The organism is Runella sp. MFBS21 (genome assembly GCF_029433105.1).
Taxonomy (GTDB): Bacteria; Bacteroidota; Bacteroidia; order Cytophagales; family Spirosomataceae; genus Runella.
Map to the genome: position 1 here is coordinate 26,019 of NZ_JARNTW010000030.1, position 26,261 is coordinate 52,279.

Consider the following 26,261-nt stretch of genomic DNA (forward strand, 5'->3'; position numbering starts at 1 on the left):
AGATAGCGAATGATATTATTGAAATAAGGTATAGGTTTTTCTTAATAAGGCCCACGATTCTTCAACGGTCAGCGTACTCAAATCCTTAACGGCTAAAACCTTGCCAATCGTCTTTGAGCAGAAAAAAAATTTTATTGAAAGTGAGGTAAATATAGGAATCCGCTTTCTAAAAACGCAATTTCTGGGCAAAAAAGCCATATTTAACCAAATTTTGCTATTAAAAATATTTGTGTATTTCGTGTTTCATAAATAGCAGCTTTTTTCAAAAAATATTATGATATCTAATTCTGCTTTGATGTTTATGGAACGTCAATGAATCTAAACTTTTCAAAACTTTTTCATTTTTATTAGTAGAAAAAGGCGCTACATTTCTCTTTCTTGTCCATCCCAGCATCTAGCTTCTTCGTACATTTGCATCATGGAATCACTAAAAAACGACTTACTTCTGCGTGCCGCACGCGGAGAACAAACCGAAAGAGTACCGGTTTGGATGATGCGCCAAGCAGGGCGTATATTGGCCGAATACCGCGCAGTGCGCGAAAAAGCTGGAAGTTTTATCAAACTCGCTACCAATCCCGAGCTAGCCGCCGAAGTGACGATTCAACCCGTGGATTTACTGGGAGTAGATGCTGCTATCATTTTTTCTGACATATTAGTCATCCCAGAAGCGATGGGGCTTCCTTATGAAATGGAAGAAAAGAAAGGTCCTGTATTTCCGAAAGTAGTGCAGTCAATGACCGATATTGACAGCCTACGCATTGCTGAGCCTGAAGCGGATTTAGCATATGTACTAGATGCCATCAAAATCGTAAAACGAGAACTAAATGGCCGTGTCCCTCTAATCGGATTTGCGGGTGCTCCATTCACGATCTTCTGCTATATGACTGAAGGGCGCGGTTCTAAGACTTTTTCAGTTGCCAAAAAAGCCTTGTACGCTGACCCTGAATTTTCACATAAACTATTGCAAAAAATCACTGATAGTACCATTGCCTATCTCAAAGCCCAAATCGTAGCAGGTGCTAATCTAGTTCAAATTTTTGATTCTTGGGCGGGAATTTTATCACCAGCTCAATACCGCGAGTATTCACTACCTTATATAAAACAGATTTGTGATGCCATCTCAGAAGTACCTGTGACGGTTTTCGCCAAAGGTGCTTTTTTTGCCCGTCAAGAAATCGGCAATCTCAATTGCTCTGTAGTTGGATTAGATTGGAATATGGACCCTACCGAATCACGAATGCTGGTGCCAAACAAAACTTTACAAGGTAATTTAGATCCTTGTGTTTTGTATGCTTCCTATGATCAAATTAAAAAAGAGGTCAGGAGTATGATTGAAGCCTTCGGGACCAGCCGCTACATCGCCAACTTAGGTCATGGGGTTTATCCAGATACCAATCCAGACAAAGTGCGTTGCTTTATTGAGGCTGTGAAGGAGTATTCAACCGTTCTTACCCCTTAATTAACTTTTTTTAACGAACTGGGAGCATACTTACGGTAGTTTGGAATCGTTTTTGTATTAGTGCTTTATATCATCCCAAACCCATTTAAAGCTATGAAAGAATGTGTGGTAGTGATTCCAACTTACAACGAAATTGAAAACATCGAAGCTATTGTCCGTAAGGTATTTAGCTTGGCGCAGCCTTTTGATATTTTAATTGTTGATGACGGTTCGCCAGATGGTACAGCTTTGAAAGTAAAACAACTTCAAAGTGAATTTGACGGTCAGCTTCATTTGCTTGAGCGCAAAGGTAAACAAGGGCTAGGTACGGCCTACATTCATGGCTTCAAATGGGCTCTCAAAGAGGGATATCGATACATGTTTGAAATGGATGCCGATTTTTCTCATAACCCTAACGACCTAGTACGTCTTTATGAGGCATGTGCTATCGAAGGTCATGATGTAGCTATCGGTTCACGGTATATCAAAGGCGTAAATGTAGTCAATTGGCCAATGGGCCGGGTATTGATGTCGTATTTCGCGGGAGTATATGTTCGTTTTGTAATGGGAGTTGATATCATGGACCCGACTGCGGGTTTTATTTGCTACAAGCGTGAAGTATTGCAAGGTATCGGCTTAGATCATATTAGATTTGTAGGGTATGCTTTTCAAATCGAAATGAAGTTTAATGCTTGGAAATACGGGTACAAACTCACCGAAGTACCAATTATTTTTACTGACCGTACCAAAGGAGAATCCAAAATGTCGACAAAGATTTTTAAAGAAGCCGTTTTAGGTGTTTTGTATTTGAAAATACGTAGCTTTTTTAAAACCTATATCCGTCATAATGAACCCCAACCTATTAAGATTTTACAAGTGACCGAAATGGCATAGTAAATTTATACAGGGTTAGGGACACAAAAAAGCCTCGTTTGTTATGAACGAGGCTTTTTTGATAGAAAGGCTTTTGTCTACAAAACTACTACTGAGTTTTCTTCGTTAGATACACCGCTTGGGATATATTTATCTGCCGCTTCGTCGTTGGTCCAAGTAGCACCGTCAATCAAATAACGGAAAGCATATTCTTTTCCAGTTTCTAATTCTACAGTAGCTTTGTATGAACCATCTTTTTGTTTTTTCAATTTTGTAGCGGCTTCTGTAGCCCAACCATTAAACTCACCCAATACTGCAACCTCTTTCGCGTCAGCCACTCTATCAGCAGAAAGTGAGAACGTTACTTTACAAACAGGTTTGCTTTTCAATACTTGCTTTGCAATCGCCATAGTGTTTTTTGGTTATTTGGTTTGCGCTACAAAGATATAAAATAAATACAATTCAAGTCAATGAATACCAATTAGTTATATATTAATATTCTTTCAATAGTACAACAAAAAACTTCATCATTACAAAATTTACCTAAAATAGTACACTTTTGTAATAGATTCAAAATCAGTTTTCGAACTCCATTTGCGCATTTACTTGTTGTACTCGATTGTTCATAATTGTCGCAATACTATAGGCTCGATACTTCACTTCTTGTGCCTTGTCTCCCTCAAAAAGTTCATCTATATTTTCAAAAAAGAGCGCCAACCAATGATCAAAATGCGCTGGTGTTAGGGTATGTTTTTGGGTCAATCTAAAATGAGGAGGCATAGGTCTGCCTGCATAATTGAGCGTACCAAACAATATTCCCTCCCAGAAATCATACATTTTGGGCAGATGTACATCCCAGTCTACCTGAGCTATTTCATCAAAAATAGGTCCCAATTCAGCATCTTGACGAATTTTTTGATAGAATTGATTCACCATCAATTCTACATCAGCGCGAGTTTCGATTAGTTTTGGCATAGCGTAAAAACAAAAGTTTTACAAAATAGGTGCCTCACTTACATTTCTCCAATGACAAAAATCAGTTCATTTACTCACACAACTGTTGTAGTTGTTTAGCCGCCATCACCCCTACTATTCTGCCCTGCAATTGAAGATTTTGGTCAAAAAACACGGTAGTGGGGAAAGTAAGTTTGCCCTGCTCAGTACCTAGCACTTCGGCGAGTTCGTGTATTCCCGTATTTACTCCAGTAGGCTTAAATTTATATTTTCGATTCAAAAATAGTAAGCCCTTAGTTTCTTCGGCATTGAGAGACAGGCAATAAAAATTTTTGTTTAAAGCATCAGCAAGCAATGGCTCTTGAAATGTTTTGGTTTCCATTAACTTACAGTATTTGCACCAATCGGTGTGTATAAATATCAGCAACGGTTTTCTTTCTTTCCTCAAACTATCACTTAGATGCTCAAAAGAAGTCCATTGCACAGCCTGAGCCTTGGCAAAATGATTGCCAAGGCTCAAACCACCACAAGCTACTATAATCCAAAAGTATTTTTTCATTTAAACAGATTGTATCTTACACCTGCAAAAGCCCGAATGCCTTGATTGGGAGCATATACATACGAAGGGTCGAATGTCAGCGCATACGGATTGTTGGGAGTGGGTACTACTTGTCCAGTGTTATCAAAGGTGACTCCTTTATCAAAAGGATCAAAAGCTCTTGCAATCGCATCTTTGGTAGGTGTAAAGTTTAGCAAGTTTTTGACCCCGCCGTAGATTTCGAGACCGTTGTTAAATTTCTTGGTAAGTTGGATATTCTGTATGCTCCACCAAGGCGAATACTCAGGACGTGGGTCTAATGGTCCAAGCACGGGCAATTTCATAGGGCCATAGAGATTTCCAGTATAATCTACGGATAGACCAATCTGTTGAAAACTATACGATACCGACCACACTCCTGTAAATTTCTCGGTGAGCAATTGAGTCATTTTCACCAAATTGCCAGAGCCATCGTCTTGTCTCTGAAACACATCCATGGCTGTTGCGCCTGTCATCACTTTCAGACCATTGGCCAACGAAAAATCTATATTTAGCGATATTCCTTTCGAAACAGCATTTCCGGCTAAATTGCTATAAATGATTTTGTTGGGGTCGGTTAAGTAATCAGGAATGATACGGTTGTTGAAGAAGGTATAAAAAGCCGTAGCATCAAGCCCAACGAAGCCACCATTTGACAAAAAGAATTTGCGCACATAATTTAGATTTCCATTCCACGAACGCTCCGGTTTGAGTTCTTCCGTAAATTCTACTTTTCTAGCGCCTGTTAGAGCGGCATGATCTTCTGTAAATACATTAGCTACTCGATAACCATTTCCAACACTAGCCCTCAATACATTTTTCTTGTCTGTTGAAGTCCATTTATAATTAAGACGAGGAGTCAAAATATTGCCATGAATAGAATTATAGTCATAGCGTAGCCCAAGCAATAATTTATGATTGGCAGTAAGCGAAATCTCGTCTTGGGCAAAGATACCCGGCAATACTACTTTTGAGGGGGCATTGGTATTGTCAAGGCTTGTGGCCGGGGTATTGTCATCATAATAAGTATATCGCAAGGCTGTACCAACTAACAAATCATGCTTTTCTGCTATTTTTTTATCCCAAGTAAATTGCCCAAACCCGATATATTGTTGAGCAGTAAAAGGAGTGGTACCATAGTAAGAATCTTGATTATGCCCATTGGCCGAAAATTGAAACGTAATTTTTTCACGAATAGGCAATTGGTAAGCACCGATTACTTCCCAACGTTTGGTATAAATACTTTCGGCATAGATTTCATTGCTGCCACGGTCTTTGGGCGTCCATTGCATTTGTCCTCCCCAGCGGTTTTCATAAACATAGCGTCCGCCAATCGAAAATAGCCGATTGTCTTTACGGTCAAAGCTAATTTTATTGAAAAGAGAAATGCGATTTTGAAGCGTAATATCCGTAAAACCATCACCATTCTTGTCGGTAGGGCGTTGGAAATTGAAATAGTTCAAACCAAATAAAGATTGGGCTTTTTCCCCTACTTTATATTTTAGGCCCAAATCTGTATTAAATTCAGCCCAAGACGTACCCATTACATCAGCCGACACCAAGGGTGCAGACGAAGGCTTCTTCGTGATTACGTTGATAAGCCCCCCAACGGCCTCTGAACCATACAAAGTAGATGCTGGCCCTTTGACTACTTCCACGCGCTCAATGAGCGCACTTGGAATCCCGCTCAAACCATATACCGTAGAAAGCCCCGATACAATAGGCATTCCGTCAATCATAATCATCGTATAGGGTCCTTCTAGCCCATTAATGTGGATATCGCCGGTATTACATACATTGCAATTAAGCTGCGGACGGATGCCATTGATGTTTTGTAAAGATTCAAATAAATTAGGAACGGGATTTCTTTTAAAAAAAACAGGCGTATAAATCTCAACTGGTACAGCACTTTCAAGTTTAGAGACTTCTTTCATAGTACCTGTTACTACCACCTCCGCTAAGGAGTTTTCTAATTCTTCGCCTTGTAACGAGAGTTCCTGAAAAAACTTTGCTTCCGACACCGTCACTGATTTTGTGATATTTCGATACCCAATAGCCGAAATAACTAATTGATAACTCCCATATTTAATGTTTTTAATTTCAAAAACCCCTTGTTCGTTGGTTGTTGTACCGTATTGAGTACCCTTAAGAGCTGCGGTTGCAAACTCCAGTGGTTTTCCTTTGACCAATACAGTCCCTCTTATGCTTCCAGTTTGGGCAAAGGCATAAAATTGTACTAGCGCCAACGCTAGCAGTAAATATATTTTTTTCATTGAATTCTGTGCTAAGTATTGATAATGATGCGTATAGCCCACCATGCCAACACTACATACCTAAAACTATAGGCATATATGCAAAGCATAGGACGCTTTTTTAGACCTAAAATTGATTAACTAAAAACTGCAAACAATTAACAAAAAAGCACAGGAGGCCCGCGAAGAGAGAAGTTGCCAAAGAAAGGCGTATGATAGGCCGTTAATAGGTAATATGAATTAACACTTGGGAAAAATACTTGTGTGATTTTTATAGCTGCCAATGCCACCGACAATGTCAACCCCACAAATGATGCATTGCTAAACGAATCCAACAAAAACAGCTCATTGGAGGTGTGATCGTTTGGTTGAAAAGGAGAATTTGATTGAGCCGCTTTTTTGTAAGGGTGAGCGTGGGTAATGACTTTTCCACTCGAAAGCTTGTGTGCATGCCTAAACACGATACCATTCAAAAGCATCAAGGTAAAAACTACCAAGAAGCCTTGAGCTATTGATTGTCGTATGCGTTGGCTGAGAAGCATTTATTGGTACATTATTTTGTAAATTTAACTATGTTCTTTGAGAAAAAGTTGATGGTTACAAAATAATTACCAAAAACTACGAAATTTGTGAAGAACCTAAAACCATTAAATCACTATACATGGAAATTTTTGGATTTTCAGCACTGACGCTTGCCAAGTTGCTTATTACTACTTTCAATGGTATTCTCTTTACCCAATCTGGACTCGATAAAGTCTTTCATTATCAAGGCAATTTGGATTACTTCAAAGAGCATTTCAAAAAATCTCTTTTGGCCCCTACGGTGGGTCTGCTGATGCCCGTCATTACGCTTCTTGAAACCTCCGCTGGACTTATTTCACTTAGCGGCACGCTTTTGATATTAGTGGGTAGTTCGTGGGGGCTTACAATATCCGCTTATGGATTAAGCATAGGCGGTATTTCTATTACTTGTTTATTTTTTGGTCAGCGCATGGCTCAAGACTATGCTGGAGCCGCTGGTTTAGTCCCCTATTTTTTAATGACTATGTTAGGAATCATCCTACATGCTTTTTAGAATATCATTTCCAATTAGCCCGCTTAGTTTTCCAATTGCTTTTGACTACAGCATTATTGACAGTAGCTACTTGGTCAGATTGCTGAACTTGATTGATTAAATATCCAACCAATGCAGCCGCTATTTGGGCTTCTTCTGAGCTTACAGTTTTTTGTAATACTTCAGGTGTAAAATAATACTTGACAAAATGGGTGTCAAAATTGCCCGAACGGAATGCGTCATGCTCCATCACAAATCGGCAAAAATCTAGGGTAGTCTGGACGCCACTGATTTGGTATTCGTCAATCGCCCTTATCATTTTTTCAATCGCTTCTTCTCGCGTGGCAGCGTAAGTGATGAGTTTGGCAATCATAGGATCATAATAAATCGGGATAGCCATTCCTTGTTCAAATCCATCGTCTACTCTTACACCATTGCCTTGAGGACGCACGTAGGTTTGTAATGTACCAACGTCAGGCAAAAAGTTATTGGTAGGGTCTTCGGCATATACCCGTATTTCCATGGCATGCCCATTAATTTTCAAATCTTCTTGCTTGATTTCTAATGGACGCCCTTCGGCTATATAAATCATCTGACGCACTAAATCCACTCCTGTAATCATTTCGGTTACGGGGTGTTCTACTTGCAGGCGTGTATTCATTTCGAGAAAGTAAAAATTGAGTTTATCATCAACGATAAATTCAACTGTACCCGCTCCGTAATATCCGCATGAGCGTGCCACATCTACGGCACATTGCCCCATTGCTTGTCTGATTTCGGGCGTGAGACAAGAAGAAGGGGCTTCTTCCACAACTTTTTGATGCCTCCGCTGTACCGAGCACTCTCTTTCAAACAAATGAATGATATTGCCATGCTTATCTCCTAGTACTTGTATTTCGACGTGCCGAGGAGAAGCCACATATTTTTCAACAAACACGGCTCCGTCTCCAAAAGCTGAAATAGCTTCGCTTACGGCCCGTTCCATTTGTTCATCAAATTCTTCTTCATTTTCTACAATTCGCATACCCTTGCCACCACCTCCAGCACTTGCTTTAATCAAAACAGGGTAGCCGATAGCAGATGCTATTTTTTTTGCTTCGGTTCTGTCTGTGACGGCATCTGGTGTACCAGGTACCATCGGAATATTGTACTTGGCGGCCGCTCTTTTGGCAGAAAGCTTATCTCCCATGATTTCGATACTATGAGCAGAAGGGCCCACAAAAAGAATACCTGCGTCGTTTACCATTTGCGAAAACTTGGCATTTTCTGATAAAAACCCATAGCCTGGATGGATTGCATCTACATTGAGGGTTTTACATACTTCGATGATTTTATCCCCTCTTAGATATGACTCAGACGAAGCAGCAGCCCCGATACACACTGATTCGTCGGCATATCGTACATGCAATGCCTCGCGATCAGCTTCACTATAGACTGCTACCGTTTGAATTCCCATTTCACGAGCAGTACGCATCACCCGCAGTGCGATTTCGCCCCGATTGGCGACCAGAAGTTTTTTGATAGTGGCCATGTTTTTATGATAAAAGACACCGAAAGTTACAACTTATCGTTTATTACATTAAATTTATGTTGGTAAAACAATATAGTTAGATGAGAAAGGTCATTGCTCTTTTAGGTTTGGGGTTGTTGTTTAACCACTGTGAGGCCAATTGCCAACAAGTAAACGTTATCAAATGGCAGGAAGTACAAGAAGTTTTAACGACATCTTCAGATACCACTTATGTTCTGAACTTTTGGGCGACTTGGTGTAAGCCTTGTATCAGCGAAATTCCTTTTTTTGAAGAAGTTCAAAAAAACTATAAAAACAAAAATGTAAAAGTAGTACTGATTAGCATGGATTTTGTGAAAGACTTGAATACGAGGGTTATACCATTTGTAAATCAACGCAATCTTAGTACAAAAGTGTGGCTATTGAATGAACCCGACGCTAATGAATGGATTGATAAAATAGACCCAACTTGGTCAGGAGCCATTCCCGCCACTTTAATCATTAATAACTCAAAAAAGAAGAAAGTATTTTTTGAACAAAAATTAGATTATGACCGTTTGGTGAAAGAACTTTCTGATTTTCTGTGACTTTTTATAAAATATTTGTCAAAATTTCAAATCATCTAAATATCATGAAAAATAAGTTTTGGCTGGCATTAGTAGCTATTTTGGCATTAGGCATGGCTACTACTTTATTTTTTCGTTCACAAATCGCCCAAGCCTCTCCTAATGGCTATAGCATTGGGGCTACTGTTGCTAATTTTACGCTGCAAAATGTGGGAGGAAACTCCGTAAGTCTGGCTGATTATAAATATAAAAAAGGGGTCATTGTGGTATTTACGACCAATCACTGCCCATTTGCAAAAGCTTATGAAGAAAGAATCATCGGACTAGACAAAAAGTATGCATCTCTTCAATTCCCAGTGATTGCCATAAACTCCAACGACGCTTCAGATTATGAAGAAGATTCTTTTGATAATATGAAGAAAAGAGCTAGCGAAAAAAGATATTCTTTCCCATATTTACAAGACCTAACCCAAACCGTAGCAAAGGCATTTGGCGCAACTCGTACGCCACACGTATTTGTTTTAAAAAATGAAGGCAGTAAATTTACAGTACAATATATTGGTACAATCGACGACAATTATCAAGACCCCACGAGTGTTACAAAACGCTACGTGGAGGATGCAGTTAATAATATCCTAGCGGGTAAGCCCGTCGTAGTGACCCAAACCAAAGCCGTTGGTTGCGCGATTGGGTGGAAAGATGCTTAAATGCAGTTTGGTTGTCTTTTATTTTTACAGTCGACAGTAGAAGAAAGGTCCAGTTTATTCTGGACTTTTTTTATTTACTCAGTATCGCCCATTTCCAAAGACCCAATTTAGCCAAACAATACCGACCCGAAACTCTCAATACCCCTAATCCGTATTTCATACTTCTTTGAAAATTGATAGAGGAAGCCTCATCGAAGTATTTGGTAGGGCACGTAACTTCAGCTATCTCATAACCTGCCCAGAATATTTGGGCAATCATCTCATTATCAAACACAAAATCATCATCACATTTATGAAAAGGGACATTTTTGAGGACTTCCCCCGAAAACGCTCTATAGCCAGTGTGATATTCAGACAATTTTTGGTTCATCAATACATTTTGGGCAAACGTCAGAAAACGATTTGCAATGTATTTGTACATGGGCATACCTCCTTTGAGTGCCCCTTTTCCTAAAATTCGTGAACCAAATACGACTTGATATAAATCATTACCGATGATTGAAATCATAGCCGTCAGAAGCAGTGGAGTATACTGGTAATCAGGATGAAGCATAATCACAATATCACCGCCAAGTTCTAATGCTTTGGTATAGCAAGTTTTCTGATTACCGCCATAGCCTTTATTTTTTTCATGTCGGATTACATGTTTAATCCCCAGTTTTTTAGCTACATCTACGGTATTGTCGGGACTTGCATCGTCGACTAAAATAACTTCATCTACCAAATCAAATGGAATCTCTTGGTAAGTTTTTTCCAAGGTAAGGGATGCCTTATAAGCGGGCATCACAACAATTACTTTTTTGCCTTTGTACATTTTTAGGGCTTCGTAATGCTTAATAATTGACTTATGAAGGCGCAAAAGTAATGTTCTTAAGCTATGATTCCCAACTACTTTTAAAACTTTAGTAGGTTGGAGCCATTTCTTTTATTTAAAGATTTCACAATATTTCGCTCTTACAGGCCTTGATAGGCTATCTAAGGGATACGTTGGTTTGACTAATCGTCTTTGTAGAGAGATATGAGGTCTATCTCTCCATGGCAATATCCAATTATTCCAATTCGTTGAAAGTGAGGCATTTATTTTTCTCTCAAAAACCAAACTTTCAACTTCTTTTTTAAGATATTTTTTTGATTTTCAAAAAGTTACTATCTTTGCATCCCGTTTTAGAAACAAGCATCATAATATTATAGTAGATACAGAAATGAAAAAAGGCATTCATCCAGATTACAGAGAGGTAGTATTTTGGGACTTAGCCACAGATGATAAGTTTGTGACTCGTTCTTGTGCTCCTACCAAAGAAACTATTGAGTTTGAAGGCAAGACCTATCCCGTGTTCAAGGCTGAGGTAACTTCACAATCTCACCCATTCTATACAGGCAAAAATACCTTGCTTGATACGACTGGTCGCGTTGATAAATTCTTCAAAAAATACGGAAAGAAATAATCAACTTTTTGGTTTTGGTCAAAGAGGGAAGATTGCTTTAGGTAATCTTCCCTCTTTTTATAATATCTTCTTCAGTAACTGAACAATCCCCAAGCCAATAAAAAACCATCCTAAAAGTTGATTTGAATTGATATTGGTTAGTTTAGCTAGGATTGCTTCTCGAAAACGGCTAGTTAGATAAGCCACCCCTACCAACAGTCCCAAAGCGCCAAAGGCGGTTCCGAGCACAAAAGAAAACTGCTCGCTAAAGTGGTGGATATGAAGCCACGAATAGCCCTGAAATTGCAGCAATACAACAAGCCAATAAGGAAAAAGTTGAGGATTGAGTATACCTACCAAAAACCCCTTCAAAATAAGAGATTGATGCACAAAACTAGAAGAAGGACCTTGAGAAGGGTTACTAGGTTTTCGTAGCATTAAAATTCCCATTAAAACCAAAATGGGGATAGCTAGCCATTCTAAATAATACAAAACTTGTGGATGTGTATTAAACCACATTCCAAACCATACAGCTGCTGCTGCATAAATCATTTCTGGTAAACACCCTCCTATTGCCACCCATATTCCTGCTTTGAGATGTTGCCGGAGTACGGTTTGTATCACAGTCATATTGACTGGTCCCAGTTGTAGTGAGCCTACAAAACTAATAACTGCCACTACGAAAAAAATCAGAGCAGGTTTTTCCATAAAAGCCTAACAATTGCTATTAGGATGTTAATCTGCATAAGGAGAAGGACTTACGGCAGTCCAGCCCCCGTCTACTACCAACGATTGCCCCGTGATATGACCCGCCAAAGGAGATACTAAAAATAATGCCGCATGCGCAATATCTTGAACCGTCGCAGGAGTACCTAGTGGTGTGATTTTTCCCCAGGTATCGTTATAATTAGGATCTTCGGCGGTACGCTCCGTCATCGTTGCACCAGGGGCAACTGTGTTGATGGTGATTTTAAATGGTGAAAGTTCAATTACTAGGCTCTTAGCAAGCATTTCGAGAGCTGCTTTAGTCATTCCGTATGCTGCTAGGTATTTGTGAGCTTGATGCCCCGTTACAGACGACATTAGTAGCACTCTTCCCCCAGAAGCTTGCTTTCTCATTTGAATGGCTGCCGCCTGAGTTAAAAAGAAACTCCCCCTCAAATTCAAATCTAATAACTTTTGTAGAGATTCTGGTTGGTATTCAAAAAAGTCCCCAAAAGTAGTGATACCTGCATTAGCGATTATGATGTTGAGTTGACCAAACACTTCTACGGCTTTGTCGACCATTGTACGCACAAAGTCCACATCGGCGGCATTTCCTGACAGTCCTATGCATCTTTCGTGGCTGACGAGTTTCACGGCTTCTTGAGTAAGGTTTATATCTACATCATTCAGAAGAACAGATGCTCCTTGTGCTACTAATTGTTTAACAATTTCCAGCCCAATCCCTTGTCCCGCCCCTGTTACGATAGCGACTTGATTACTAAAAATAAACTGTGTATACATTATGCGCTGTTTGGTATTTATTCTAAGCTACTAGAATATAAGGAGAGATTTAGTCTTTGGGTGTTCTTTTACTCCACCAGCTCGCTAGCAGAGATCCTGTAATGTTCATAATAGGGCCAAAAAGAGCAGGTGCCAACCCCACTGTAGCAACTTTGCCCATTTGTAAGGCAATACCTGAAGCTAATCCCCCATTTTGTAATCCTACCTCAATAGCTACTGTTCTACAGTCTTGTTCGGGCAGTTTTAGGAGTTTACTACTCCAATATCCTAACAAGTAACCACATAAGTTATGAATGAGAGTACATATTACCAACGCTCCTCCAACTTTCAATAAACTCTCACGCCCTGCGGCCGTAATAATACAAATAATAAGCGCAATTCCTGCCATTGAAACCAAAGGCATATATCTATTTAAAAAATCGGCTTGATGTCTAAATAAGCGATTGACTAATAAACCAAGCCCAATGGGTAAAATAATAATCTTCAAAATTTCAATCATCATTTTGAAGAAATCAACTTCAATAAATGCACCTCCTAGAAGCTTCATTAATAAAGGAGTAAGCACAGGTGCTAACAGGGTTGCCAACGAAGTAATAGTTAAGGAAAGGGCAACATTGGCCTTTGCAATATAGGCCATTACATTAGAAGCCAACCCACTTGGAGAGCAACCTATCAAAATAACACCCGCTGCTATTTCGGCCGGAAATTCAAACAATGTAGCTAATGAAAACCCTATCAATGGCATAATTGTAAACTGACACACAATTCCAATCAATACACTCTTGGGTGATTTTACTACTGCCTCAAAATCTTTAGGACTCATAGTAGTCCCCATTCCAAACATAATGATTTGAAGTAAAGGAAGAATAAGACTTTTGAGCTGAAAATCACCAATTTGGGTAAAAGGAGCTGGATAAAACATAGCCAATGTAGCAGCTACTACAATCGACAGTGTATAAAGATAATTTTTCATGAGAAAGCTAAGAACTTAGAAAGTTTTTATGGATACTTCGATAAGTTCTTTTAAAAGCAACTCACCCCTTAAATTTACCAAGCTACCAAACAAAAAGCTCCCCAAAAGTAATTTAGGGAGCTTTTTAGCATACAATTAGGGTATTAAGCTTTAAATAACTTCACAAAATCATCAAACAAATAACGTGAATCGTGAGGTCCCGGAGAGGCTTCTGGGTGATATTGTACCGAAAACGCTGGTTTGTCTTTACGACGAATCCCTTCTATCGTTTTATCGTTCAAATTAATATGGGTCACCTCTACATCAGGGTGAGCTTCAATTTCAGCCGGACTTACTGCAAAACCGTGGTTTTGAGATGTAATTTCAGATAGTCCTGTTTGAAGATTTTTGACAGGGTGATTGAGTCCTCTATGACCGTGGTGCATTTTAAAGGTAGAAATCCCACTAGCAAGACCCAAAATTTGGTGTCCTAAACATATTCCAAACAAGGGCTTATTGGTATCTAAAAATTGTTTTACGGTTTCGACCGCATACGGCATTGCAGCTGGATCCCCTGGCCCATTGGAGATAAAAAATCCGTCTGGATTAAACGCCATTACTTCCTCAAAGGATGTTTTTGCAGGAAATACTTTACAAAAGCAGCCACGTTGCACCAAATTTAAGAGGATACTCTTTTTAATCCCATAATCCATTACTGCAATCCGATATTTTGCAGTAGCTTCATCCCCCATAAAGTACACATCTTTTGTACTTACAATGGATGACAATTCTAGCCCGTCCATACTAGGGACATCCAGGAGGTGTTCACGCAACGTTTTTTCATCCAAAATTTCGGATGAAATGATAGCATTCATTACTCCCTTTTGTCTTACATGCCGAACCAACTGGCGAGTGTCTACATCACTGATTCCGACGATGTTGGCACGTTCAAAATAAGTTTGAAGAGAAAAATCCGCAGTTTTACGAGAATAAATCTGAGAAAACGAATTACAAACCATTCCGCTAATTTTAATCGAGCTGGATTCTTCTTCATTTTCTAGTTGTACCCCATAGTTTCCGATATGAGAGGTCGTATTTATGACGATTTGCCCAAAGTATGAAGGATCCGTATAAATTTCCTGATATCCGGTCATACCTGTGTTAAAGCAAATCTCCCCTCCCATGGTGCCAATTTTACCTAGTGCAGTCCCTCTAAGGGCTGTCCCATCTTCCAGAAGTAATAATGCAGGTTGTCTAGAACTCATTTTTTATTTAGTAATTGAGAATTGTTGCTACAAATTTCAAAAAAAAGGGGCTAAACTTTCGTTTAACCCCTTCTGTATTTTAATTTTTCTTCATTTTTTTTTATTTTTTATGAGAAAAATTATTCTTGACCAGCGTTTAATTCGTCTTGCCAAGTTTTCAATTCATCAAACTTCCCGTCACGCGCAAGGGCAGCTTGTTGCGGCCAAGTCGCTGGACTTTTCGAGCCAATACCAGCTTCAGATACAATTTTCTGAATTTCTTCAGGAGTCATGTCTGCCAGTTGAGCAAAGGTGCTCACACCTGCGCTAACTAAAGCGGCGGCGATTTTAGGTCCAATCCCCTCAATAATCTCTAAATCATCAGCGGCTTCTGTGGCAGCTTCCTCAGTAGCAGGGGCTTCTTCGATTACAGTAGGTGCAGCTTTTACTTCTACAGCTGAGGTTTCTGGCTCATCTTGAGAAGAAGCTTTTTTACCTCCACGACGGCTACGACGAGTTTTAGTAGCTTTCTCTTCAACTGCTGTTAGAAGAGTTTCGTTAAAGTCAACTAGCTCAATCAAGCATATTTCAGCCGCATCTCCTTGACGAGTACCCAATTTAATGATACGAGTGTATCCACCGGGACGGTCAGCGATTTTGTCAGATACAGTACTGAAAAGTTCTTTGATAACCTCTTTTTCAGGGATATAAGAAAAAACAATACGACGATTGTGGGTGTTGTCTTCCTTAGCCCGTGTCAAAATTGGTTCTACAAATTTTTTAAGCTCTTTTGCTTTCGCCAAGGTAGTTTGGATACGCTTGTGCAAAATCAACGATGCAGCCATGTTTCGCAACAACGCACTACGGTGCGATGAGGTACGACCTAAATGGTTGTCTTTTTTACCGTGTCTCATTGGTTTGAGTTTGAGATTAGCTTCGAGCGGCGATTTACGCGCTTCAGAATACTAACCGGTGAAATAATTTGTTAAAAAAAACTAAGATGTGACAACACATCTTACATTAACACTAATCCTCGTCTAAGCGGTACTTCGCAACGTCCATACCGAAAACAAGGTTTTTTTCTGCCACAAGCTGTTCCAATTCTGTTAAAGATTTTTTACCAAAATTACGGAACTTCATCATGTCAGCTACTTCTAATTTGACAAGATCCCCTAGAGATTTGATGTCTGCTGATTTAAGGCAGTTGTAAGCCCGCACAGACAAATCAAGGTCAGCAAGAGGTGTTTTCAAAAGCTTACGCATACGAAGCATTTCTTCGTCTACTTCGCTTACTTCATCATTTTTCTGAGTTTCAAACGTCATAGTTTGATCAGAGAACAACATGAAGTGTTGAATCAAAATGTAAGCAGCTCCTTTCAAAGCTTCTTCAGGGTGAATAGACCCGTCGGTAGTTACTTCAATGAGCAGTTTTTCGTAGTCAGTTTTCTGTTCTACACGCGTATTTTCAACGCTATACTTAACATTTTTAATGGGCGTATAAATCGCATCAATAGGAATGTGCCCTATCGGCAATTCCATGTTGCGCGGTTCGTCCGCAGGTACATATCCACGACCCTTCTCAAGGATGATTTCCATCTCGAAAGTAATCTGGTCGTCGATGTGGCAAATAACTAAATCGGGGTTTAAAACCTGAAATGAAGAGGTAAACTTAGCAATATCGCCAGCGGTTACGACTGATTGGTTCTTAACACTTACCGTGATTTTGTTATCAACCAATTCCGAAACCTTTTTAAAGCGTACCATTTTAAGGTTCAGCACGATTTCGGTAACATCTTCCACCACTCCTTCGATTGAGGAAAACTCATGAAGTACACTGGGGAATTTTACACTAATGATAGCGTACCCCTCAAGTGATGAAAGCAAAATACGGCGCAACGCATTTCCGATTGTTACGCCAAAACCTTTTTCAAGAGGCTTGAACTCAAACAACCCGTGAAAATCGTCGGCTTTTTCCATTACGACTTTGTCGGGCATTTGGAATGCTAAAATAGACATAGGATTAGCAGTTTTTTTAGAGTCCGAAGTGTGGCAATAAGCCAAAAAAGTATGTTTTACTAAACATACAAAAACAAAACCCTTGACGTGGAACCCCACCCCAATGGGTTTTGCAATACTTTAAAGTTACTTCGAGTACAATTCGACGATGGCTTGCTCGTTGACATTCTCAGGAATCTGATCACGTTCCGGATACTGAACAAACTTACCAACCATTAAAGAGTTATCCCATTCAAGCCAGTTAAAACGCTTAGCTGCAGCTGTACGTGCAACCAAACTAGCTGTAATAGCCTCGAGTGATTTTGATTTTTCACGTACTCCAACTACTTGCCCTGGGCGAAGCGAAAATGAAGGAACGTTTACAACTTCACCATCAATAGTGATGTGCTTGTGAGTTACTAACTGACGAGCAGCGCGGCGAGTGGGAGCGATACCCAAACGATACACTGTATTATCCAAACGTGCTTCGCACAATTTGAGCAAGTTTTCACCAGTAATACCTTCACGTACTGCTGCGCGATGAAACAAGTTACGGAATTGGCGTTCCAAAATACCGTAAGTATATTTCACTTTTTGTTTTTCTTGTAGCTGAAGTGCGTATTCAGACTTTTTGCTACGACGACCACGGCCATGCTGACCGGGAGGATAATTTTTCTTATTCAACGCCTTGCTTGGCCCCATGATGGGTTCACCAAAACGGCGTGAAATTTTTGACTTTGGACCTGTATAACGTGCCATTTGAATTGAATTAATTTAAACACAAAAATTACCGTATGAACAATCCTGCAACCCCAGTGTCCAAATTGCGGATTGTCCTTACGGCTTTATAAAAACTTAGTACTTATACTCTTCTACGTTTGGGGGGACGGCAACCATTGTGAGGTAGTGGAGTAATATCCTTGATAGTTGTTACTTCAATACCCACGTTTTGTACAGTACGAATCGCCGATTCACGACCAGAACCTGGTCCTTTAACAAACACCTCAGCTTTGCGCATTCCTAAGTCATATGCTACTTGAGCGCAGCTTTGAGCTGCTGTTTGTGCAGCATAAGGGGTATTTTTCTTAGAGCCTTTGAAGCCCATTTTACCAGCAGATGCCCAAGAAATCACTTGTCCTGACAAATTGGTAACTGAGATAATGATGTTGTTAAATGAAGCTTTGATATGGACTTGGCCAACTTGCTCCACCTGTACAATGCGTTTTTTAGCTTTATCTTTACGCTTATTTTGAGCCATTTTATTATTCAGGTTGAATGTTATTAGCTACTTGTATTCGTTAATTAAAATTATAACCAATTACTCACAAATAACTTTTAACTCAATTACTACTTAGTAGCTTTTTTCTTGTTGGCCACTGTCTTACGTTTTCCTTTACGCGTGCGGCTATTGTTTTTTGTTCTCTGACCACGTACAGGCAAACCTTTACGATGGCGCAAACCACGATAGCAACCAATATCCATAAGGCGCTTGATGCTCAACTGAATTTCTGAGCGAAGAGTTCCTTCTGTGTTATATTCACCGTTAATGATCGCCCGGATAGCGTTTGCTTCCTCATCAGACCATTCAGCTACTTTTTTGTCTAAATTAACTCCGGCCTTCTCCAATATTTTACGAGAAGAGCTACGTCCGATTCCGTAAATGTAAGTTAACGAAATTTCACCGCGTTTTTTATCCGGAATGTCAACACCTGCAATACGTGCCATATCTTATAATTATCCTTGTCTTTGTTTGTACTTGGGATTTTTCTTATTGATAACGTAAAGTTTCCCTTTACGGCGAATCACTTTACATTCAGCACTGCGCTTTTTAATAGACGCTTTAACTTTCATTGTTGTATTTGATTTTGGATTTAAGACTTTGAAACAATAGAATCTCTAAAAAAAAGTATTCTAAAATTCGCTATCTACCATCAAGTTACTGTTATTTATATCGGTAAATTATCCGAGCTTTAGACAAATCATAGGGTGACATTTCTAATTTAACTCGGTCACCTTGCAAGATTTTAATGTAATTCATTCTCATCTTACCCGAAATATGGGCGATTACTTCGTGCTTGTTTTCAAGTTGTACTCTAAACATAGCATTTGATAATGCCTCTACAATAATTCCATCTACTTCGATAAGTCCTTGTTTTGCCATATACAGCTTTTTGGTAAGAAAGTTAGACGCTTACCATTAACGTCGTGTTTTCGGTTACTTCTTCTATATATTTAAACGTGGTCAAAATCTCGGCTTTCCCTTTTCGAACCAATACAGTGTGCTCAAAATGAGCGGCAGGTTTACGGTCGGCAGTGCGTATTGTCCATCCGTCTTTTTCCTGCACTACTGTACGCTTTCCAAGGGTTATCATAGGTTCTATGGCTATCACAATCCCTTCTTTTAGCTTTGGGCCTTGACCTTTCTTTCCATAATTAGGAACCTCGGGGCTTTCGTGGAGGTTTCGACCTACGCCATGCCCCACTAACTCTCTAACCACCCCATAACCAAAACGCTCAACATATGACTGAATAGCAAATCCTATATCTCCTACACTTTTTCCTTCTACCGCTTGTTCTATACCTAAATAGAGCGATTGCTTTGTACGTTTTAGCAGATTCATCGCTTCTGTACTTACGGTACCCACGGGGTAAGTATAAGCACTATCGCTATGAAATCCGTGTAATTTCACACCGCAGTCGATTGATATTATATCTCCTTCTTTCAATACATACTGGCTTGGAAAACCATGTACTACTGTTTCGTTGAGAGATATACAAAGCGAAGCTGGGAAGCCGTTATACCCCTTAAAAGAAGGTATACCTTTATTGTCTCTTATATATTCGTCTGCTATTTTATCTAATTGCTTAGTAGTAACCCCTGGTTTTATCCATTTAGCTACTTCAGCATGCGTTTTCCCTAATACTTGTGCGCTTTCCTTAATCAGTAAGACTTCTTCTTCTGATTTTAGAAACATCATCTTTGACATTAGGCAGCAACTGTTTCTGTACGACCTTTTACACGTCCAGATTTCATCAAACCTTCGTATCTCTTCATCAAGAGATAGCTTTCAACTTGCTGGAGTGTATCCAAAACAACTCCCACAAGGATAAGTAATGACGTACCACCAAAGAATTGAGCAAATTCACGTGTCATACCGGTCAAACTTGCCAGAGATGGTAAAATAGCTACAACTGCTAACAAAATACCACCTGGTAAAGTAATCCTGTCAAGAACGGTTGCGATAAAGTCCGATGTTGCTAAACCAGGTTTAACACCCGGAATAAATCCACCTCCACGTTTCATATCGTCTGCGATTTGCTGTGGATTAATTGCAATTGCAGTGTAAAAGAAGGTGAATACAATAATCAACGTTGCAAAAAGGCCATTGTACTGCCAAGTCGTATAATCATTGAATATAGTTGCAATAGAACTAGCGAAGTCACTCTTTTCTGCAAAAAGCCCTGCTACTAAAGAAGGGATAAACATTAATGCCTGAGCAAAAATGATAGGCATTACTCCTGAGGTATTAAGCTTAAGAGGAAGATATTGTCTTTGGCCTCCCATTACTTTATTACCAACTACTTGTTTGGCATATTGAATAGGGATTCGGCGAACGGCCTGTGTTAGTGCTACAGCAAACATTACCACTAAGAATAAGGCCACTATTTCTAGTACAAAAATCAAAGCTTCACCTGAACCTCTCGAAGATGCTTCCTGAAAGATAGCTTTAGGAAAACGAGAAACAATACCAATCATGATAAGCATGGAAGTACCATTTCCTATTCCCTTGTCTGTAATTCTTTCTCCTAACCACATACAAAAAATAGTACCAGCAGTAAGAATGAACACAGAGGATATCGTAAACGAGGCCCGACTGATAAGTAACGCATCTGTCGAGATTGTCGTTTGCAAATAACTAATCGATTGTGCAATAGTTACAAAAATCGTAAGTACTCGCGTGATTTGGTTCAGTTTTTTCCGCCCAGACTCGCCTTCTTTCTGCATTTTTTGAAAATAAGGCAAAGCCATTGTCAAAAGCTGGATAGCAATTGAAGCAGAAATATAAGGCATAATACCTAATGCAAAGATTGAAGCTTTGCTAAATGCCCCCCCTAAAAAGGTATCTAGTAACCCTAATAGGCCACCGGTATCGATGTTAAGCTTTGATTCGTCTACACCCGGTAGTACAATATAATAACCTAATCGATAGACTGAAATCAAGAGAAGAGTGTAGAGAATACGATTTCTCAACTCTTCAATTGAAAAGATATTTTTTAAGGTCTGTATAAACCGTTTCATGCGTTTTTAGATTTACCTGTGAAAAAATCAGGCAAAGTTACAAAAATCTTTTGAAAGATTACAAAGTAACTGCTTTTCCACCTGCTTTTTCAATGGCTTCGGCGGCTGTTTTAGAGAAAGCATGGACTTTTACTTCTACTGCAGCTTTCAATTCACCGCGATTAAGTACTTTCACTAAATCTGTTTTAGAAATTAATCCATTGCTCAAAAGCACTTCCGTATCAACTACAGACACGTTAGTTTTTTCTACTAATGCTTGGATTGTATCCAAGTTAAGTGCTTTGTATTCTACACGGTTAATATTTTTGAAACCAAACTTAGGAACACGTCTTTGGAGAGGCATCTGCCCACCTTCAAAGTGGCTTTTTTGACTATAACCAGAACGTGATTGCGCACCTTTATGTCCACGAGTAGATGTTCCGCCCATTCCTGAACCGTGACCTCTACCTAAACGTTTTTTTGTCTTTACCGAGCCTGCGGCTGGTTTTAATGAGCTAAGATTCATTGCCTGTAAGGGAATGGTTAAGTGTTAATTGTCTAGTAGTTATAGAAAAATACAACCAAACAATTAACTTCTTTGTTAAATCTCTTCGACTTTCACTAAATGATCTACTTGACGAATCATACCAGCGATGGCAGGATTCACTTCAATCTCAACGCTACTACTGATTTTACCAAGGCCTAAAGCTGTCAGTGTACGCTTTTGACTCTCAGGTCGACCAATTTTGCTTCTAACTTGTGTAACTCTTATCTTTGACATTTTCGTAAAAGATTATCCATTAAAAACTTTGGCCAACTTCACCCCACGTTGAAAAGCTACCTGATGAGGAGCTCTCATTTTTAGTAAGGCATCAATAGTTGCCTTTACCACATTGTGAGGGTTTGAAGAACCTTTTGATTTCGCTAATACATCATGCACTCCTGCCGCTTCTAAAACAGCGCGCATCGCACCACCTGCAATTACTCCAGTACCAGGAGCGGCAGGTTTTACAAAAACCAAACCTCCACTAAATTTACCGTGCATTTCGTGAGGCACTGTGCCTTTAAGCAACGGAACTTGTACGAGGTTTTTCTTCGCATCTTCGATTCCTTTTGCGATAGCGTCGGTTACTTCATTAGCTTTTCCTAAGCCATAACCTACTACACCTTTGCCGTCACCGACGACAACGATTGCTGAGAAGCTAAAACGGCGACCACCTTTTACTACTTTAGCAACGCGATTGATAGCGACTACCTTTTCTTTAAGGTCAGCCTCATTATACTTCACAGGTTTAATACTGTTTGACATATCTTATTAGAATTTGAGACCACCCTCACGAGCGCCGTCTGCCAATGCTTTAACTTTGCCATGAAACAAATAACCATTACGGTCAAAAACAACCGTGCTAACACCTACAGCAATAGCTTTTTCGGCTATTTTGAGTCCTACTTGTTTAGCATCTTCTGTATTTACACTTGACTTGTTTGCGTCAAGTTCGTAAGATGAAGCTGCGGCAAGAGTGAGACCTTTTGTGTCATCTATTATTTGCGCATAAATTCGCGCATTTGATCTGAATACAGAAAGGCGTGGTTTTTCTGATGTACCATTTACCTTTTTCCGAATCCGGTACTTGATGCGCTGTCTTCTTTCGCTTTTTACTGAAGCCATGATTGCTTACTATTTTTCAGATTACCGATTACTTCTTAGCAGCCGCTTTACCAGCCTTACGTCTAATCTCTTCTCCAACAAAACGAATACCTTTTCCTTTGTAAGGTTCAACTTTGCGGAATGAGCGAATTTTAGCTGCAATTTGACCTAAAAGTTCTTTGTCTATACATTCCAAGAAAACTTTCGGGTTTTGACCTTTCTCCATTGTTGCTGTTATCTTTACTTCAGACGGTACAGCAAAATAGATACCATGAGAATAGCCAAGGCTCATTTCTAGCACATTGTTATTGACAGAAGCTTTGTAACCTACCCCTACAATTTCAAGTTGTGCTTTATAGCCTTCGCTTACGCCCGTCACCATATTGTTGATGAGTGCGCGGTAAAGGCCATGCATTGCCTTGTGACGTTTTTGTTCGGTAGGACGGCTAACTACTAGTTCAGTTCCTTCTACCTCTATTGTAATATCTCTATCAATTGCACGGCTCAAGGATCCCTTAGGACCTTTTACTGTTACAATGTTTTCATCTGACACCGATACTGTGACGTTTGCTGGTAGCGTAATCGGCTTTTTTCCTATACGTGACATGTTCTTTCTATGTTTTTATCAGTAAACGTAACACAATACTTCTCCGCCCACGTTCAAGACGCGAGCTTCTTTGTCAGTCATTACCCCTTTCGAGGTAGATACGATTGCAACACCTAAACCGTTGAGTACGCGAGGCAATTCGGTCGCACCCGAATATTTACGCAAACCTGGTTTACTTACACGTTGCAAATCAACAATGGCCGACTGCTTTGTTACGGGGTTGTACTTCAAAGCAATCTTGATTGTACCCTGAGGACCGTTATCTTCAAACTTATAGTTTTGGATAAAGCCTTTGTCGTAGAGTACTTTCGTTATCTCCTTCTTAATGTTAGAAGCAGGTATTTCCACAACCCGGTGCTTCGCCCTTATGGCGTTTCTGATTCTCGTCAGATAATCTGCTATGGGATCGGTTATCATTTCTCTACTGATTTGTTGCTACCCTTCCGCAAAAGGGCTGCAAAGTTACGGAATTGATTTTTTAAAAACAAAAGAGGTTTACCAACTTGATTTGGTTACGCCGGGAATTTTCCCTTGGGATGCCATTTCACGAAAAACTACGCGACAAATCCCAAATTTACGCATATACCCTCTAGGACGCCCTGTAAGACGGCAGCGGTTGTGCAAACGTACCGCTGATGAATTTCGGGGTAATTTGTCCAAGCCTTCGTAGTCTCCAGCTTCTTTGAGTGCAGCACGTTTGGCGGCATATCTTGCAACCAACTTCTGTCTTTTCAATTCTCTTGCTTTTACGGATTCTTTAGCCATTTCCTTATTTATAAAAAGGATTTTTATTTCTTACCTTTTACGAAGGGCATACCAAGAGCTTTTAGAAGCTCATAGCTCTCTTCGTCAGTTTTTGCGGTTGTTACAAACGTAATATCCATACCTGAGATCTTGTTTACTTTATCAATCTGAATTTCAGGGAAGATAATTTGCTCTTTAACACCAAATGTGTAGTTACCACGTCCGTCAAAGCCTTTGTCGCTGATTCCTTGGAAGTCACGGACACGTGGCAAAGCGATAGAATTCAAACGATCTAAAAACTCGTACATACGATCTCCGCGAAGAGTAACTTTAACACCAATTGGCATTTTTTCGCGAAGTTTGAAGTTTGAAATCGCTTTTTTAGAAATTGTAGGAACAGCTTTCTGTCCAGCGATGATGGTAATTTCTTCTAAACCAGCATCTATCAATTTCTTATCAGCTACAGCAGCACCAATTCCCTTGTTGATTACAATTTTCGACAAACGAGGTACTTGCATTACCGATTTGTATTGGAACTTCTCGTTCAATTGCTTGACGATATCGTTCGAATATTTTTCTTTTAATCTCGGAGTTGCCATTTTTTTGATTTAGTGGATTTCCGACCCACTTTATAAATTGTGTTTTTTACTGTAGGCTACTTTTAATGGGCCGACTATTTCGAAGAGTCTGGAATAAACTGCCCAGTTTCTTTCGAATAGCGTTGTAGCTTTCCTTTATCATTAAGCTTACGACCAATACGTGTAGGCTGGCCATTAGCAGGATCAACCAACATCAAATTACTGATATGAATCGAACCTTCCGTTTTTTTAAGCTCACCTTGAGGATTAGCGGCAGTAGGCTTTATGTGCTTTGTTATCAAGTTTACACCTTCTACGATAGCACGTTGTTTCTCTACTAACACTTTCGTGACTTTGCCAGTCTGACCCTTTGAGTTACCTGCTATTACCTTTACCGTGTCGCCGGTACGGATATGCAGCTTGGGTTGTTTGTTGTATTTTCTTTCCATTGCTTCTTATAATACTTCAGGTGCCAATGAAACAATTTTCATAAAGTTTTTCTCACGCAATTCGCGAGCAACAGGGCCAAAGATACGAGTACCACGTGGCTCGTCTTGGTTGTTGAGTAATACTACGGCATTGTCCTCAAATCGAATATAAGAGCCATCTTTACGACGGATTTCCTTTTTGGTACGAACAACAACGGCCTTAGAAACAGTACCTTTCTTAATGTTGCCCGAGGGAATTGCCTGTTTAACTGTCACTACTACTTTATCGCCAATAGAAGCGTAACGCTTGCCAGTACCACCCAATACACGGATTACGAGTACTTCTTTTGCTCCACTATTATCAGCGACAGACAGTCTTGATTCTTGCTGTACCATTGTTATTTCGCTTTTTCAATGATTTCGACTAATCTCCAACGCTTATTCTTGCTAAGTGGGCGAGTTTCCATGACGCGAATTGTATCGCCAATGCCACACTCATTGTTTTCGTCATGCACCATCAATTTGGTTGTTTTTTTCATAAACTTACCATATTTGGGGTGCTTAACTTTACGCTCGACCGCAACAACGCAAGATTTTTCCATCTTGTTGCTTACGACGCGGCCTACTCTGACTTTGCGTAAATTTCTTTCTACGGTTGTTTGTGCTGCTGCCTCCATTGTGTCGGTTATTTTACAATTGGGGTCTCCTGACCATTATTACGCGCTTACGGCCTTGTTTTTAGCCGACAACTCCGTCTTCAACCTAGCAATCAGACGGCGCGTATTACGAATACGCATCGGATTTTCAATAGGAGATACGGCGTGAGCAAACTTCAACTTAAGTAGGCGATCTTGCTCTTCCACAAGGGTTTGTTGCAATTGCTCTACACTTAGCGCTTTTATTTCACTATTTTTCATTTGACTAA

Annotated in this window: 38 protein-coding genes; 6 read left to right on the forward strand and 32 right to left on the reverse strand. The window is 39.8% G+C overall.

Going from position 1 to position 26,261, the window contains the following annotated elements; translation table 11 throughout:
- The first annotated feature begins 418 nt into the window (after positions 1-418).
- Both hemE and P1X15_RS30290 read left to right on the forward strand, forming a co-directional pair.
- On the forward strand, positions 419-1,459 hold the full coding sequence (gene hemE, locus P1X15_RS30285) for a uroporphyrinogen decarboxylase (protein WP_277341872.1): 1,041 nt from the start codon (positions 419-421) through the stop codon (positions 1,457-1,459).
- Positions 1,460-1,552: 93 nt separating this feature from the next.
- Complete coding sequence (locus P1X15_RS30290; protein ID WP_277341873.1) at positions 1,553-2,332, forward strand: polyprenol monophosphomannose synthase; 780 nt, start codon at positions 1,553-1,555, stop codon at positions 2,330-2,332.
- A gap of 77 nt (positions 2,333-2,409) precedes the next feature.
- On the opposite strand, the gene P1X15_RS30295 is transcribed toward P1X15_RS30290, so the two are convergent.
- The 5 genes from P1X15_RS30295 to P1X15_RS30315 all read right to left on the reverse strand — a co-directional run bounded on the left by P1X15_RS30295 (position 2,410) and on the right by P1X15_RS30315 (position 6,636).
- Positions 2,410-2,721, reverse strand: coding sequence for an isoamylase early set domain-containing protein (locus tag P1X15_RS30295; RefSeq protein WP_028663518.1), 312 nt, complete (start codon positions 2,719-2,721; stop codon positions 2,410-2,412).
- A 166-nt stretch (positions 2,722-2,887) separates the two neighbouring features.
- Positions 2,888-3,286 (reverse strand): group III truncated hemoglobin, encoded by a 399-nt coding sequence (locus tag P1X15_RS30300; RefSeq protein WP_277341874.1) that lies wholly within the window; start codon positions 3,284-3,286, stop codon positions 2,888-2,890.
- Between the two features lie 70 nt (positions 3,287-3,356).
- The gene (locus P1X15_RS30305; protein ID WP_277341875.1) at positions 3,357-3,824 is read right to left on the reverse strand and encodes a thioredoxin family protein; all 468 of its coding nucleotides are present in this window, start codon (positions 3,822-3,824) and stop codon (positions 3,357-3,359) included.
- Positions 3,821-6,115: a TonB-dependent receptor gene (locus P1X15_RS30310; RefSeq protein WP_277341876.1), complete on the reverse strand. Its 2,295-nt coding sequence runs from the start codon at positions 6,113-6,115 to the stop codon at positions 3,821-3,823. Before P1X15_RS30310 ends, P1X15_RS30305 begins: the two co-directional genes overlap by 4 nt.
- 137 nt (positions 6,116-6,252) lie before the next feature.
- On the reverse strand, positions 6,253-6,636 hold the full coding sequence (locus tag P1X15_RS30315) for a hypothetical protein (protein WP_277341877.1): 384 nt from the start codon (positions 6,634-6,636) through the stop codon (positions 6,253-6,255).
- 119 nt (positions 6,637-6,755) lie between these two features.
- Here P1X15_RS30315 and P1X15_RS30320 point away from each other — a divergent pair, with 119 nt between their 5' ends.
- Positions 6,756-7,169, forward strand: a complete 414-nt coding sequence (locus P1X15_RS30320) for a DoxX family protein (RefSeq protein WP_277341878.1) — start codon at positions 6,756-6,758, stop codon at positions 7,167-7,169.
- A 4-nt stretch (positions 7,170-7,173) separates the two neighbouring features.
- On the opposite strand, the gene accC is transcribed toward P1X15_RS30320, so the two are convergent.
- Positions 7,174-8,679 carry an acetyl-CoA carboxylase biotin carboxylase subunit gene (accC, locus tag P1X15_RS30325; protein ID WP_277341879.1) on the reverse strand — a complete coding sequence of 502 codons (1,506 nt, stop codon included), beginning with the start codon at positions 8,677-8,679 and terminating at the stop codon, positions 7,174-7,176.
- 80 nt (positions 8,680-8,759) lie between these two features.
- On the opposite strand from accC, the gene P1X15_RS30330 reads away from it, so the two are divergent.
- Both P1X15_RS30330 and P1X15_RS30335 read left to right on the forward strand, forming a co-directional pair.
- Positions 8,760-9,245: a TlpA family protein disulfide reductase gene (locus P1X15_RS30330; protein WP_277341880.1), complete on the forward strand. Its 486-nt coding sequence runs from the start codon at positions 8,760-8,762 to the stop codon at positions 9,243-9,245.
- Between the two features lie 44 nt (positions 9,246-9,289).
- Entirely contained in the window at positions 9,290-9,931 is a 642-nt protein-coding gene (locus tag P1X15_RS30335; protein WP_277341881.1) for a thioredoxin family protein, read from the forward strand.
- A gap of 70 nt (positions 9,932-10,001) precedes the next feature.
- Here P1X15_RS30335 and P1X15_RS30340 read toward each other — a convergent pair whose 3' ends face one another.
- On the reverse strand, positions 10,002-10,745 hold the full coding sequence (locus P1X15_RS30340; protein WP_277341882.1) for a glycosyltransferase family 2 protein: 744 nt from the start codon (positions 10,743-10,745) through the stop codon (positions 10,002-10,004).
- A gap of 388 nt (positions 10,746-11,133) precedes the next feature.
- Here P1X15_RS30340 and P1X15_RS30345 point away from each other — a divergent pair, with 388 nt between their 5' ends.
- On the forward strand, positions 11,134-11,376 hold the full coding sequence (locus P1X15_RS30345) for a type B 50S ribosomal protein L31 (RefSeq protein WP_028663512.1): 243 nt from the start codon (positions 11,134-11,136) through the stop codon (positions 11,374-11,376).
- A 57-nt stretch (positions 11,377-11,433) separates the two neighbouring features.
- Here P1X15_RS30345 and P1X15_RS30350 read toward each other — a convergent pair whose 3' ends face one another.
- The 25 genes from P1X15_RS30350 to rpmC all read right to left on the reverse strand — a co-directional run bounded on the left by P1X15_RS30350 (position 11,434) and on the right by rpmC (position 26,253).
- Positions 11,434-12,063, reverse strand: coding sequence for a LysE family translocator (locus P1X15_RS30350; RefSeq protein ID WP_277341883.1), 630 nt, complete (start codon positions 12,061-12,063; stop codon positions 11,434-11,436).
- Between the two features lie 27 nt (positions 12,064-12,090).
- Positions 12,091-12,861, reverse strand: a complete 771-nt coding sequence (locus P1X15_RS30355) for an SDR family NAD(P)-dependent oxidoreductase (RefSeq protein ID WP_277341884.1) — start codon at positions 12,859-12,861, stop codon at positions 12,091-12,093.
- A 49-nt stretch (positions 12,862-12,910) separates the two neighbouring features.
- On the reverse strand, positions 12,911-13,834 hold the full coding sequence (locus P1X15_RS30360) for a bile acid:sodium symporter family protein (RefSeq protein WP_277341885.1): 924 nt from the start codon (positions 13,832-13,834) through the stop codon (positions 12,911-12,913).
- A 143-nt stretch (positions 13,835-13,977) separates the two neighbouring features.
- A complete protein-coding gene (carA, locus tag P1X15_RS30365) occupies positions 13,978-15,078 on the reverse strand; it encodes a glutamine-hydrolyzing carbamoyl-phosphate synthase small subunit (protein WP_277341886.1) in 1,101 nt (366 codons plus the stop codon).
- Between the two features lie 119 nt (positions 15,079-15,197).
- On the reverse strand, positions 15,198-15,971 hold the full coding sequence (rplQ, locus tag P1X15_RS30370) for a 50S ribosomal protein L17 (protein ID WP_277341887.1): 774 nt from the start codon (positions 15,969-15,971) through the stop codon (positions 15,198-15,200).
- A gap of 112 nt (positions 15,972-16,083) precedes the next feature.
- A complete protein-coding gene (locus P1X15_RS30375) occupies positions 16,084-17,073 on the reverse strand; it encodes a DNA-directed RNA polymerase subunit alpha (RefSeq protein ID WP_028663506.1) in 990 nt (329 codons plus the stop codon).
- Positions 17,074-17,199: 126 nt separating this feature from the next.
- Positions 17,200-17,811 carry a 30S ribosomal protein S4 gene (gene rpsD / locus P1X15_RS30380; protein ID WP_028663505.1) on the reverse strand — a complete coding sequence of 204 codons (612 nt, stop codon included), beginning with the start codon at positions 17,809-17,811 and terminating at the stop codon, positions 17,200-17,202.
- A gap of 103 nt (positions 17,812-17,914) precedes the next feature.
- Complete coding sequence (gene rpsK / locus P1X15_RS30385; protein WP_277341888.1) at positions 17,915-18,310, reverse strand: 30S ribosomal protein S11; 396 nt, start codon at positions 18,308-18,310, stop codon at positions 17,915-17,917.
- A gap of 89 nt (positions 18,311-18,399) precedes the next feature.
- Positions 18,400-18,777 (reverse strand): 30S ribosomal protein S13, encoded by a 378-nt coding sequence (rpsM, locus tag P1X15_RS30390; protein WP_028663503.1) that lies wholly within the window; start codon positions 18,775-18,777, stop codon positions 18,400-18,402.
- Between the two features lie 9 nt (positions 18,778-18,786).
- The gene (rpmJ, locus tag P1X15_RS30395) at positions 18,787-18,903 is read right to left on the reverse strand and encodes a 50S ribosomal protein L36 (RefSeq protein WP_028523604.1); all 117 of its coding nucleotides are present in this window, start codon (positions 18,901-18,903) and stop codon (positions 18,787-18,789) included.
- A 91-nt stretch (positions 18,904-18,994) separates the two neighbouring features.
- Positions 18,995-19,213, reverse strand: a complete 219-nt coding sequence (gene infA / locus P1X15_RS30400) for a translation initiation factor IF-1 (RefSeq protein WP_013927416.1) — start codon at positions 19,211-19,213, stop codon at positions 18,995-18,997.
- 22 nt (positions 19,214-19,235) lie between these two features.
- Positions 19,236-20,030: a type I methionyl aminopeptidase gene (map, locus tag P1X15_RS30405; protein WP_277341889.1), complete on the reverse strand. Its 795-nt coding sequence runs from the start codon at positions 20,028-20,030 to the stop codon at positions 19,236-19,238.
- A gap of 8 nt (positions 20,031-20,038) precedes the next feature.
- Positions 20,039-21,352, reverse strand: coding sequence for a preprotein translocase subunit SecY (gene secY / locus P1X15_RS30410; RefSeq protein WP_277341890.1), 1,314 nt, complete (start codon positions 21,350-21,352; stop codon positions 20,039-20,041).
- Between the two features lie 58 nt (positions 21,353-21,410).
- Positions 21,411-21,857: a 50S ribosomal protein L15 gene (gene rplO, locus P1X15_RS30415; RefSeq protein WP_277341891.1), complete on the reverse strand. Its 447-nt coding sequence runs from the start codon at positions 21,855-21,857 to the stop codon at positions 21,411-21,413.
- A gap of 75 nt (positions 21,858-21,932) precedes the next feature.
- Positions 21,933-22,112 carry a 50S ribosomal protein L30 gene (gene rpmD / locus P1X15_RS30420; RefSeq protein WP_277341892.1) on the reverse strand — a complete coding sequence of 60 codons (180 nt, stop codon included), beginning with the start codon at positions 22,110-22,112 and terminating at the stop codon, positions 21,933-21,935.
- A gap of 12 nt (positions 22,113-22,124) precedes the next feature.
- Positions 22,125-22,640, reverse strand: coding sequence for a 30S ribosomal protein S5 (gene rpsE, locus P1X15_RS30425; protein WP_013927421.1), 516 nt, complete (start codon positions 22,638-22,640; stop codon positions 22,125-22,127).
- Between the two features lie 6 nt (positions 22,641-22,646).
- Positions 22,647-23,000: a 50S ribosomal protein L18 gene (rplR, locus tag P1X15_RS30430; RefSeq protein WP_277341893.1), complete on the reverse strand. Its 354-nt coding sequence runs from the start codon at positions 22,998-23,000 to the stop codon at positions 22,647-22,649.
- Between the two features lie 28 nt (positions 23,001-23,028).
- Positions 23,029-23,586, reverse strand: coding sequence for a 50S ribosomal protein L6 (gene rplF / locus P1X15_RS30435; RefSeq protein WP_028663497.1), 558 nt, complete (start codon positions 23,584-23,586; stop codon positions 23,029-23,031).
- A gap of 18 nt (positions 23,587-23,604) precedes the next feature.
- Positions 23,605-24,003, reverse strand: coding sequence for a 30S ribosomal protein S8 (gene rpsH, locus P1X15_RS30440; RefSeq protein ID WP_037325715.1), 399 nt, complete (start codon positions 24,001-24,003; stop codon positions 23,605-23,607).
- A 78-nt stretch (positions 24,004-24,081) separates the two neighbouring features.
- Positions 24,082-24,351 (reverse strand): 30S ribosomal protein S14, encoded by a 270-nt coding sequence (gene rpsN, locus P1X15_RS30445; protein ID WP_028663495.1) that lies wholly within the window; start codon positions 24,349-24,351, stop codon positions 24,082-24,084.
- Between the two features lie 23 nt (positions 24,352-24,374).
- Positions 24,375-24,929 (reverse strand): 50S ribosomal protein L5, encoded by a 555-nt coding sequence (gene rplE / locus P1X15_RS30450; RefSeq protein WP_028663494.1) that lies wholly within the window; start codon positions 24,927-24,929, stop codon positions 24,375-24,377.
- Between the two features lie 74 nt (positions 24,930-25,003).
- Positions 25,004-25,357 carry a 50S ribosomal protein L24 gene (gene rplX / locus P1X15_RS30455; protein WP_277341894.1) on the reverse strand — a complete coding sequence of 118 codons (354 nt, stop codon included), beginning with the start codon at positions 25,355-25,357 and terminating at the stop codon, positions 25,004-25,006.
- Positions 25,358-25,363: 6 nt separating this feature from the next.
- Positions 25,364-25,732 carry a 50S ribosomal protein L14 gene (gene rplN / locus P1X15_RS30460; protein ID WP_028523592.1) on the reverse strand — a complete coding sequence of 123 codons (369 nt, stop codon included), beginning with the start codon at positions 25,730-25,732 and terminating at the stop codon, positions 25,364-25,366.
- 2 nt (positions 25,733-25,734) lie between these two features.
- Positions 25,735-26,013: a 30S ribosomal protein S17 gene (gene rpsQ, locus P1X15_RS30465; protein WP_028523591.1), complete on the reverse strand. Its 279-nt coding sequence runs from the start codon at positions 26,011-26,013 to the stop codon at positions 25,735-25,737.
- Between the two features lie 39 nt (positions 26,014-26,052).
- The gene (rpmC, locus tag P1X15_RS30470) at positions 26,053-26,253 is read right to left on the reverse strand and encodes a 50S ribosomal protein L29 (protein ID WP_028663491.1); all 201 of its coding nucleotides are present in this window, start codon (positions 26,251-26,253) and stop codon (positions 26,053-26,055) included.
- Positions 26,254-26,261 lie beyond the last annotated feature (8 nt).

Excerpts from the sequence above, each read along its gene's own strand:
- rpsQ (WP_028523591.1), bottom strand. The coding sequence starts at position 26,013 with ATGGAGGCAGCAGCACAAACAACCGTAGAAAGAAATTTACGCAAAGTC.
- rpsK (WP_277341888.1), bottom strand. The coding sequence starts at position 18,310 with ATGGCTCAAAATAAGCGTAAAGATAAAGCTAAAAAACGCATTGTACAG.
- rpsH (WP_037325715.1), bottom strand. The coding sequence starts at position 24,003 with ATGATAACCGATCCCATAGCAGATTATCTGACGAGAATCAGAAACGCC.
- rplE (WP_028663494.1), bottom strand. The coding sequence starts at position 24,929 with ATGGCAACTCCGAGATTAAAAGAAAAATATTCGAACGATATCGTCAAG.
- accC (WP_277341879.1), bottom strand. The coding sequence starts at position 8,679 with ATGGCCACTATCAAAAAACTTCTGGTCGCCAATCGGGGCGAAATCGCA.
- rpmC (WP_028663491.1), bottom strand. The coding sequence starts at position 26,253 with ATGAAAAATAGTGAAATAAAAGCGCTAAGTGTAGAGCAATTGCAACAA.
- P1X15_RS30340 (WP_277341882.1), bottom strand. The coding sequence starts at position 10,745 with ATGTACAAAGGCAAAAAAGTAATTGTTGTGATGCCCGCTTATAAGGCA.
- P1X15_RS30355 (WP_277341884.1), bottom strand. The coding sequence starts at position 12,861 with ATGTATACACAGTTTATTTTTAGTAATCAAGTCGCTATCGTAACAGGG.
- carA (WP_277341886.1), bottom strand. The coding sequence starts at position 15,078 with ATGAGTTCTAGACAACCTGCATTATTACTTCTGGAAGATGGGACAGCC.
- rpmD (WP_277341892.1), bottom strand. The coding sequence starts at position 22,112 with ATGTCAAAGATAAGAGTTACACAAGTTAGAAGCAAAATTGGTCGACCT.
- P1X15_RS30375 (WP_028663506.1), bottom strand. The coding sequence starts at position 17,073 with ATGTCTATTTTAGCATTCCAAATGCCCGACAAAGTCGTAATGGAAAAA.
- infA (WP_013927416.1), bottom strand. The coding sequence starts at position 19,213 with ATGGCAAAACAAGGACTTATCGAAGTAGATGGAATTATTGTAGAGGCA.
- rpsM (WP_028663503.1), bottom strand. The coding sequence starts at position 18,777 with ATGGCACGTATTGCAGGTGTTGACATTCCGGATAAAAAACGCGGTGAA.
- P1X15_RS30300 (WP_277341874.1), bottom strand. The coding sequence starts at position 3,286 with ATGCCAAAACTAATCGAAACTCGCGCTGATGTAGAATTGATGGTGAAT.
- rpsN (WP_028663495.1), bottom strand. The coding sequence starts at position 24,351 with ATGGCTAAAGAATCCGTAAAAGCAAGAGAATTGAAAAGACAGAAGTTG.
- rpsE (WP_013927421.1), bottom strand. The coding sequence starts at position 22,640 with ATGTCAAACAGTATTAAACCTGTGAAGTATAATGAGGCTGACCTTAAA.
- rplR (WP_277341893.1), bottom strand. The coding sequence starts at position 23,000 with ATGGCTTCAGTAAAAAGCGAAAGAAGACAGCGCATCAAGTACCGGATT.
- secY (WP_277341890.1), bottom strand. The coding sequence starts at position 21,352 with ATGAAACGGTTTATACAGACCTTAAAAAATATCTTTTCAATTGAAGAG.
- P1X15_RS30345 (WP_028663512.1), top strand. The coding sequence starts at position 11,134 with ATGAAAAAAGGCATTCATCCAGATTACAGAGAGGTAGTATTTTGGGAC.
- P1X15_RS30295 (WP_028663518.1), bottom strand. The coding sequence starts at position 2,721 with ATGGCGATTGCAAAGCAAGTATTGAAAAGCAAACCTGTTTGTAAAGTA.
- P1X15_RS30335 (WP_277341881.1), top strand. The coding sequence starts at position 9,290 with ATGAAAAATAAGTTTTGGCTGGCATTAGTAGCTATTTTGGCATTAGGC.
- P1X15_RS30315 (WP_277341877.1), bottom strand. The coding sequence starts at position 6,636 with ATGCTTCTCAGCCAACGCATACGACAATCAATAGCTCAAGGCTTCTTG.
- rplX (WP_277341894.1), bottom strand. The coding sequence starts at position 25,357 with ATGGAAAGAAAATACAACAAACAACCCAAGCTGCATATCCGTACCGGC.
- rplQ (WP_277341887.1), bottom strand. The coding sequence starts at position 15,971 with ATGAGACACGGTAAAAAAGACAACCATTTAGGTCGTACCTCATCGCAC.
- P1X15_RS30350 (WP_277341883.1), bottom strand. The coding sequence starts at position 12,063 with ATGGAAAAACCTGCTCTGATTTTTTTCGTAGTGGCAGTTATTAGTTTT.
- P1X15_RS30360 (WP_277341885.1), bottom strand. The coding sequence starts at position 13,834 with ATGAAAAATTATCTTTATACACTGTCGATTGTAGTAGCTGCTACATTG.
- rplO (WP_277341891.1), bottom strand. The coding sequence starts at position 21,857 with ATGAATCTTAGCTCATTAAAACCAGCCGCAGGCTCGGTAAAGACAAAA.
- map (WP_277341889.1), bottom strand. The coding sequence starts at position 20,030 with ATGATGTTTCTAAAATCAGAAGAAGAAGTCTTACTGATTAAGGAAAGC.
- rplN (WP_028523592.1), bottom strand. The coding sequence starts at position 25,732 with ATGGTACAGCAAGAATCAAGACTGTCTGTCGCTGATAATAGTGGAGCA.
- P1X15_RS30320 (WP_277341878.1), top strand. The coding sequence starts at position 6,756 with ATGGAAATTTTTGGATTTTCAGCACTGACGCTTGCCAAGTTGCTTATT.
- rpsD (WP_028663505.1), bottom strand. The coding sequence starts at position 17,811 with ATGGCACGTTATACAGGTCCAAAGTCAAAAATTTCACGCCGTTTTGGT.
- P1X15_RS30310 (WP_277341876.1), bottom strand. The coding sequence starts at position 6,115 with ATGAAAAAAATATATTTACTGCTAGCGTTGGCGCTAGTACAATTTTAT.
- P1X15_RS30305 (WP_277341875.1), bottom strand. The coding sequence starts at position 3,824 with ATGAAAAAATACTTTTGGATTATAGTAGCTTGTGGTGGTTTGAGCCTT.
- P1X15_RS30290 (WP_277341873.1), top strand. The coding sequence starts at position 1,553 with ATGAAAGAATGTGTGGTAGTGATTCCAACTTACAACGAAATTGAAAAC.
- rplF (WP_028663497.1), bottom strand. The coding sequence starts at position 23,586 with ATGTCACGTATAGGAAAAAAGCCGATTACGCTACCAGCAAACGTCACA.
- P1X15_RS30330 (WP_277341880.1), top strand. The coding sequence starts at position 8,760 with ATGAGAAAGGTCATTGCTCTTTTAGGTTTGGGGTTGTTGTTTAACCAC.
- hemE (WP_277341872.1), top strand. The coding sequence starts at position 419 with ATGGAATCACTAAAAAACGACTTACTTCTGCGTGCCGCACGCGGAGAA.
- rpmJ (WP_028523604.1), bottom strand. The coding sequence starts at position 18,903 with ATGAAAGTTAAAGCGTCTATTAAAAAGCGCAGTGCTGAATGTAAAGTG.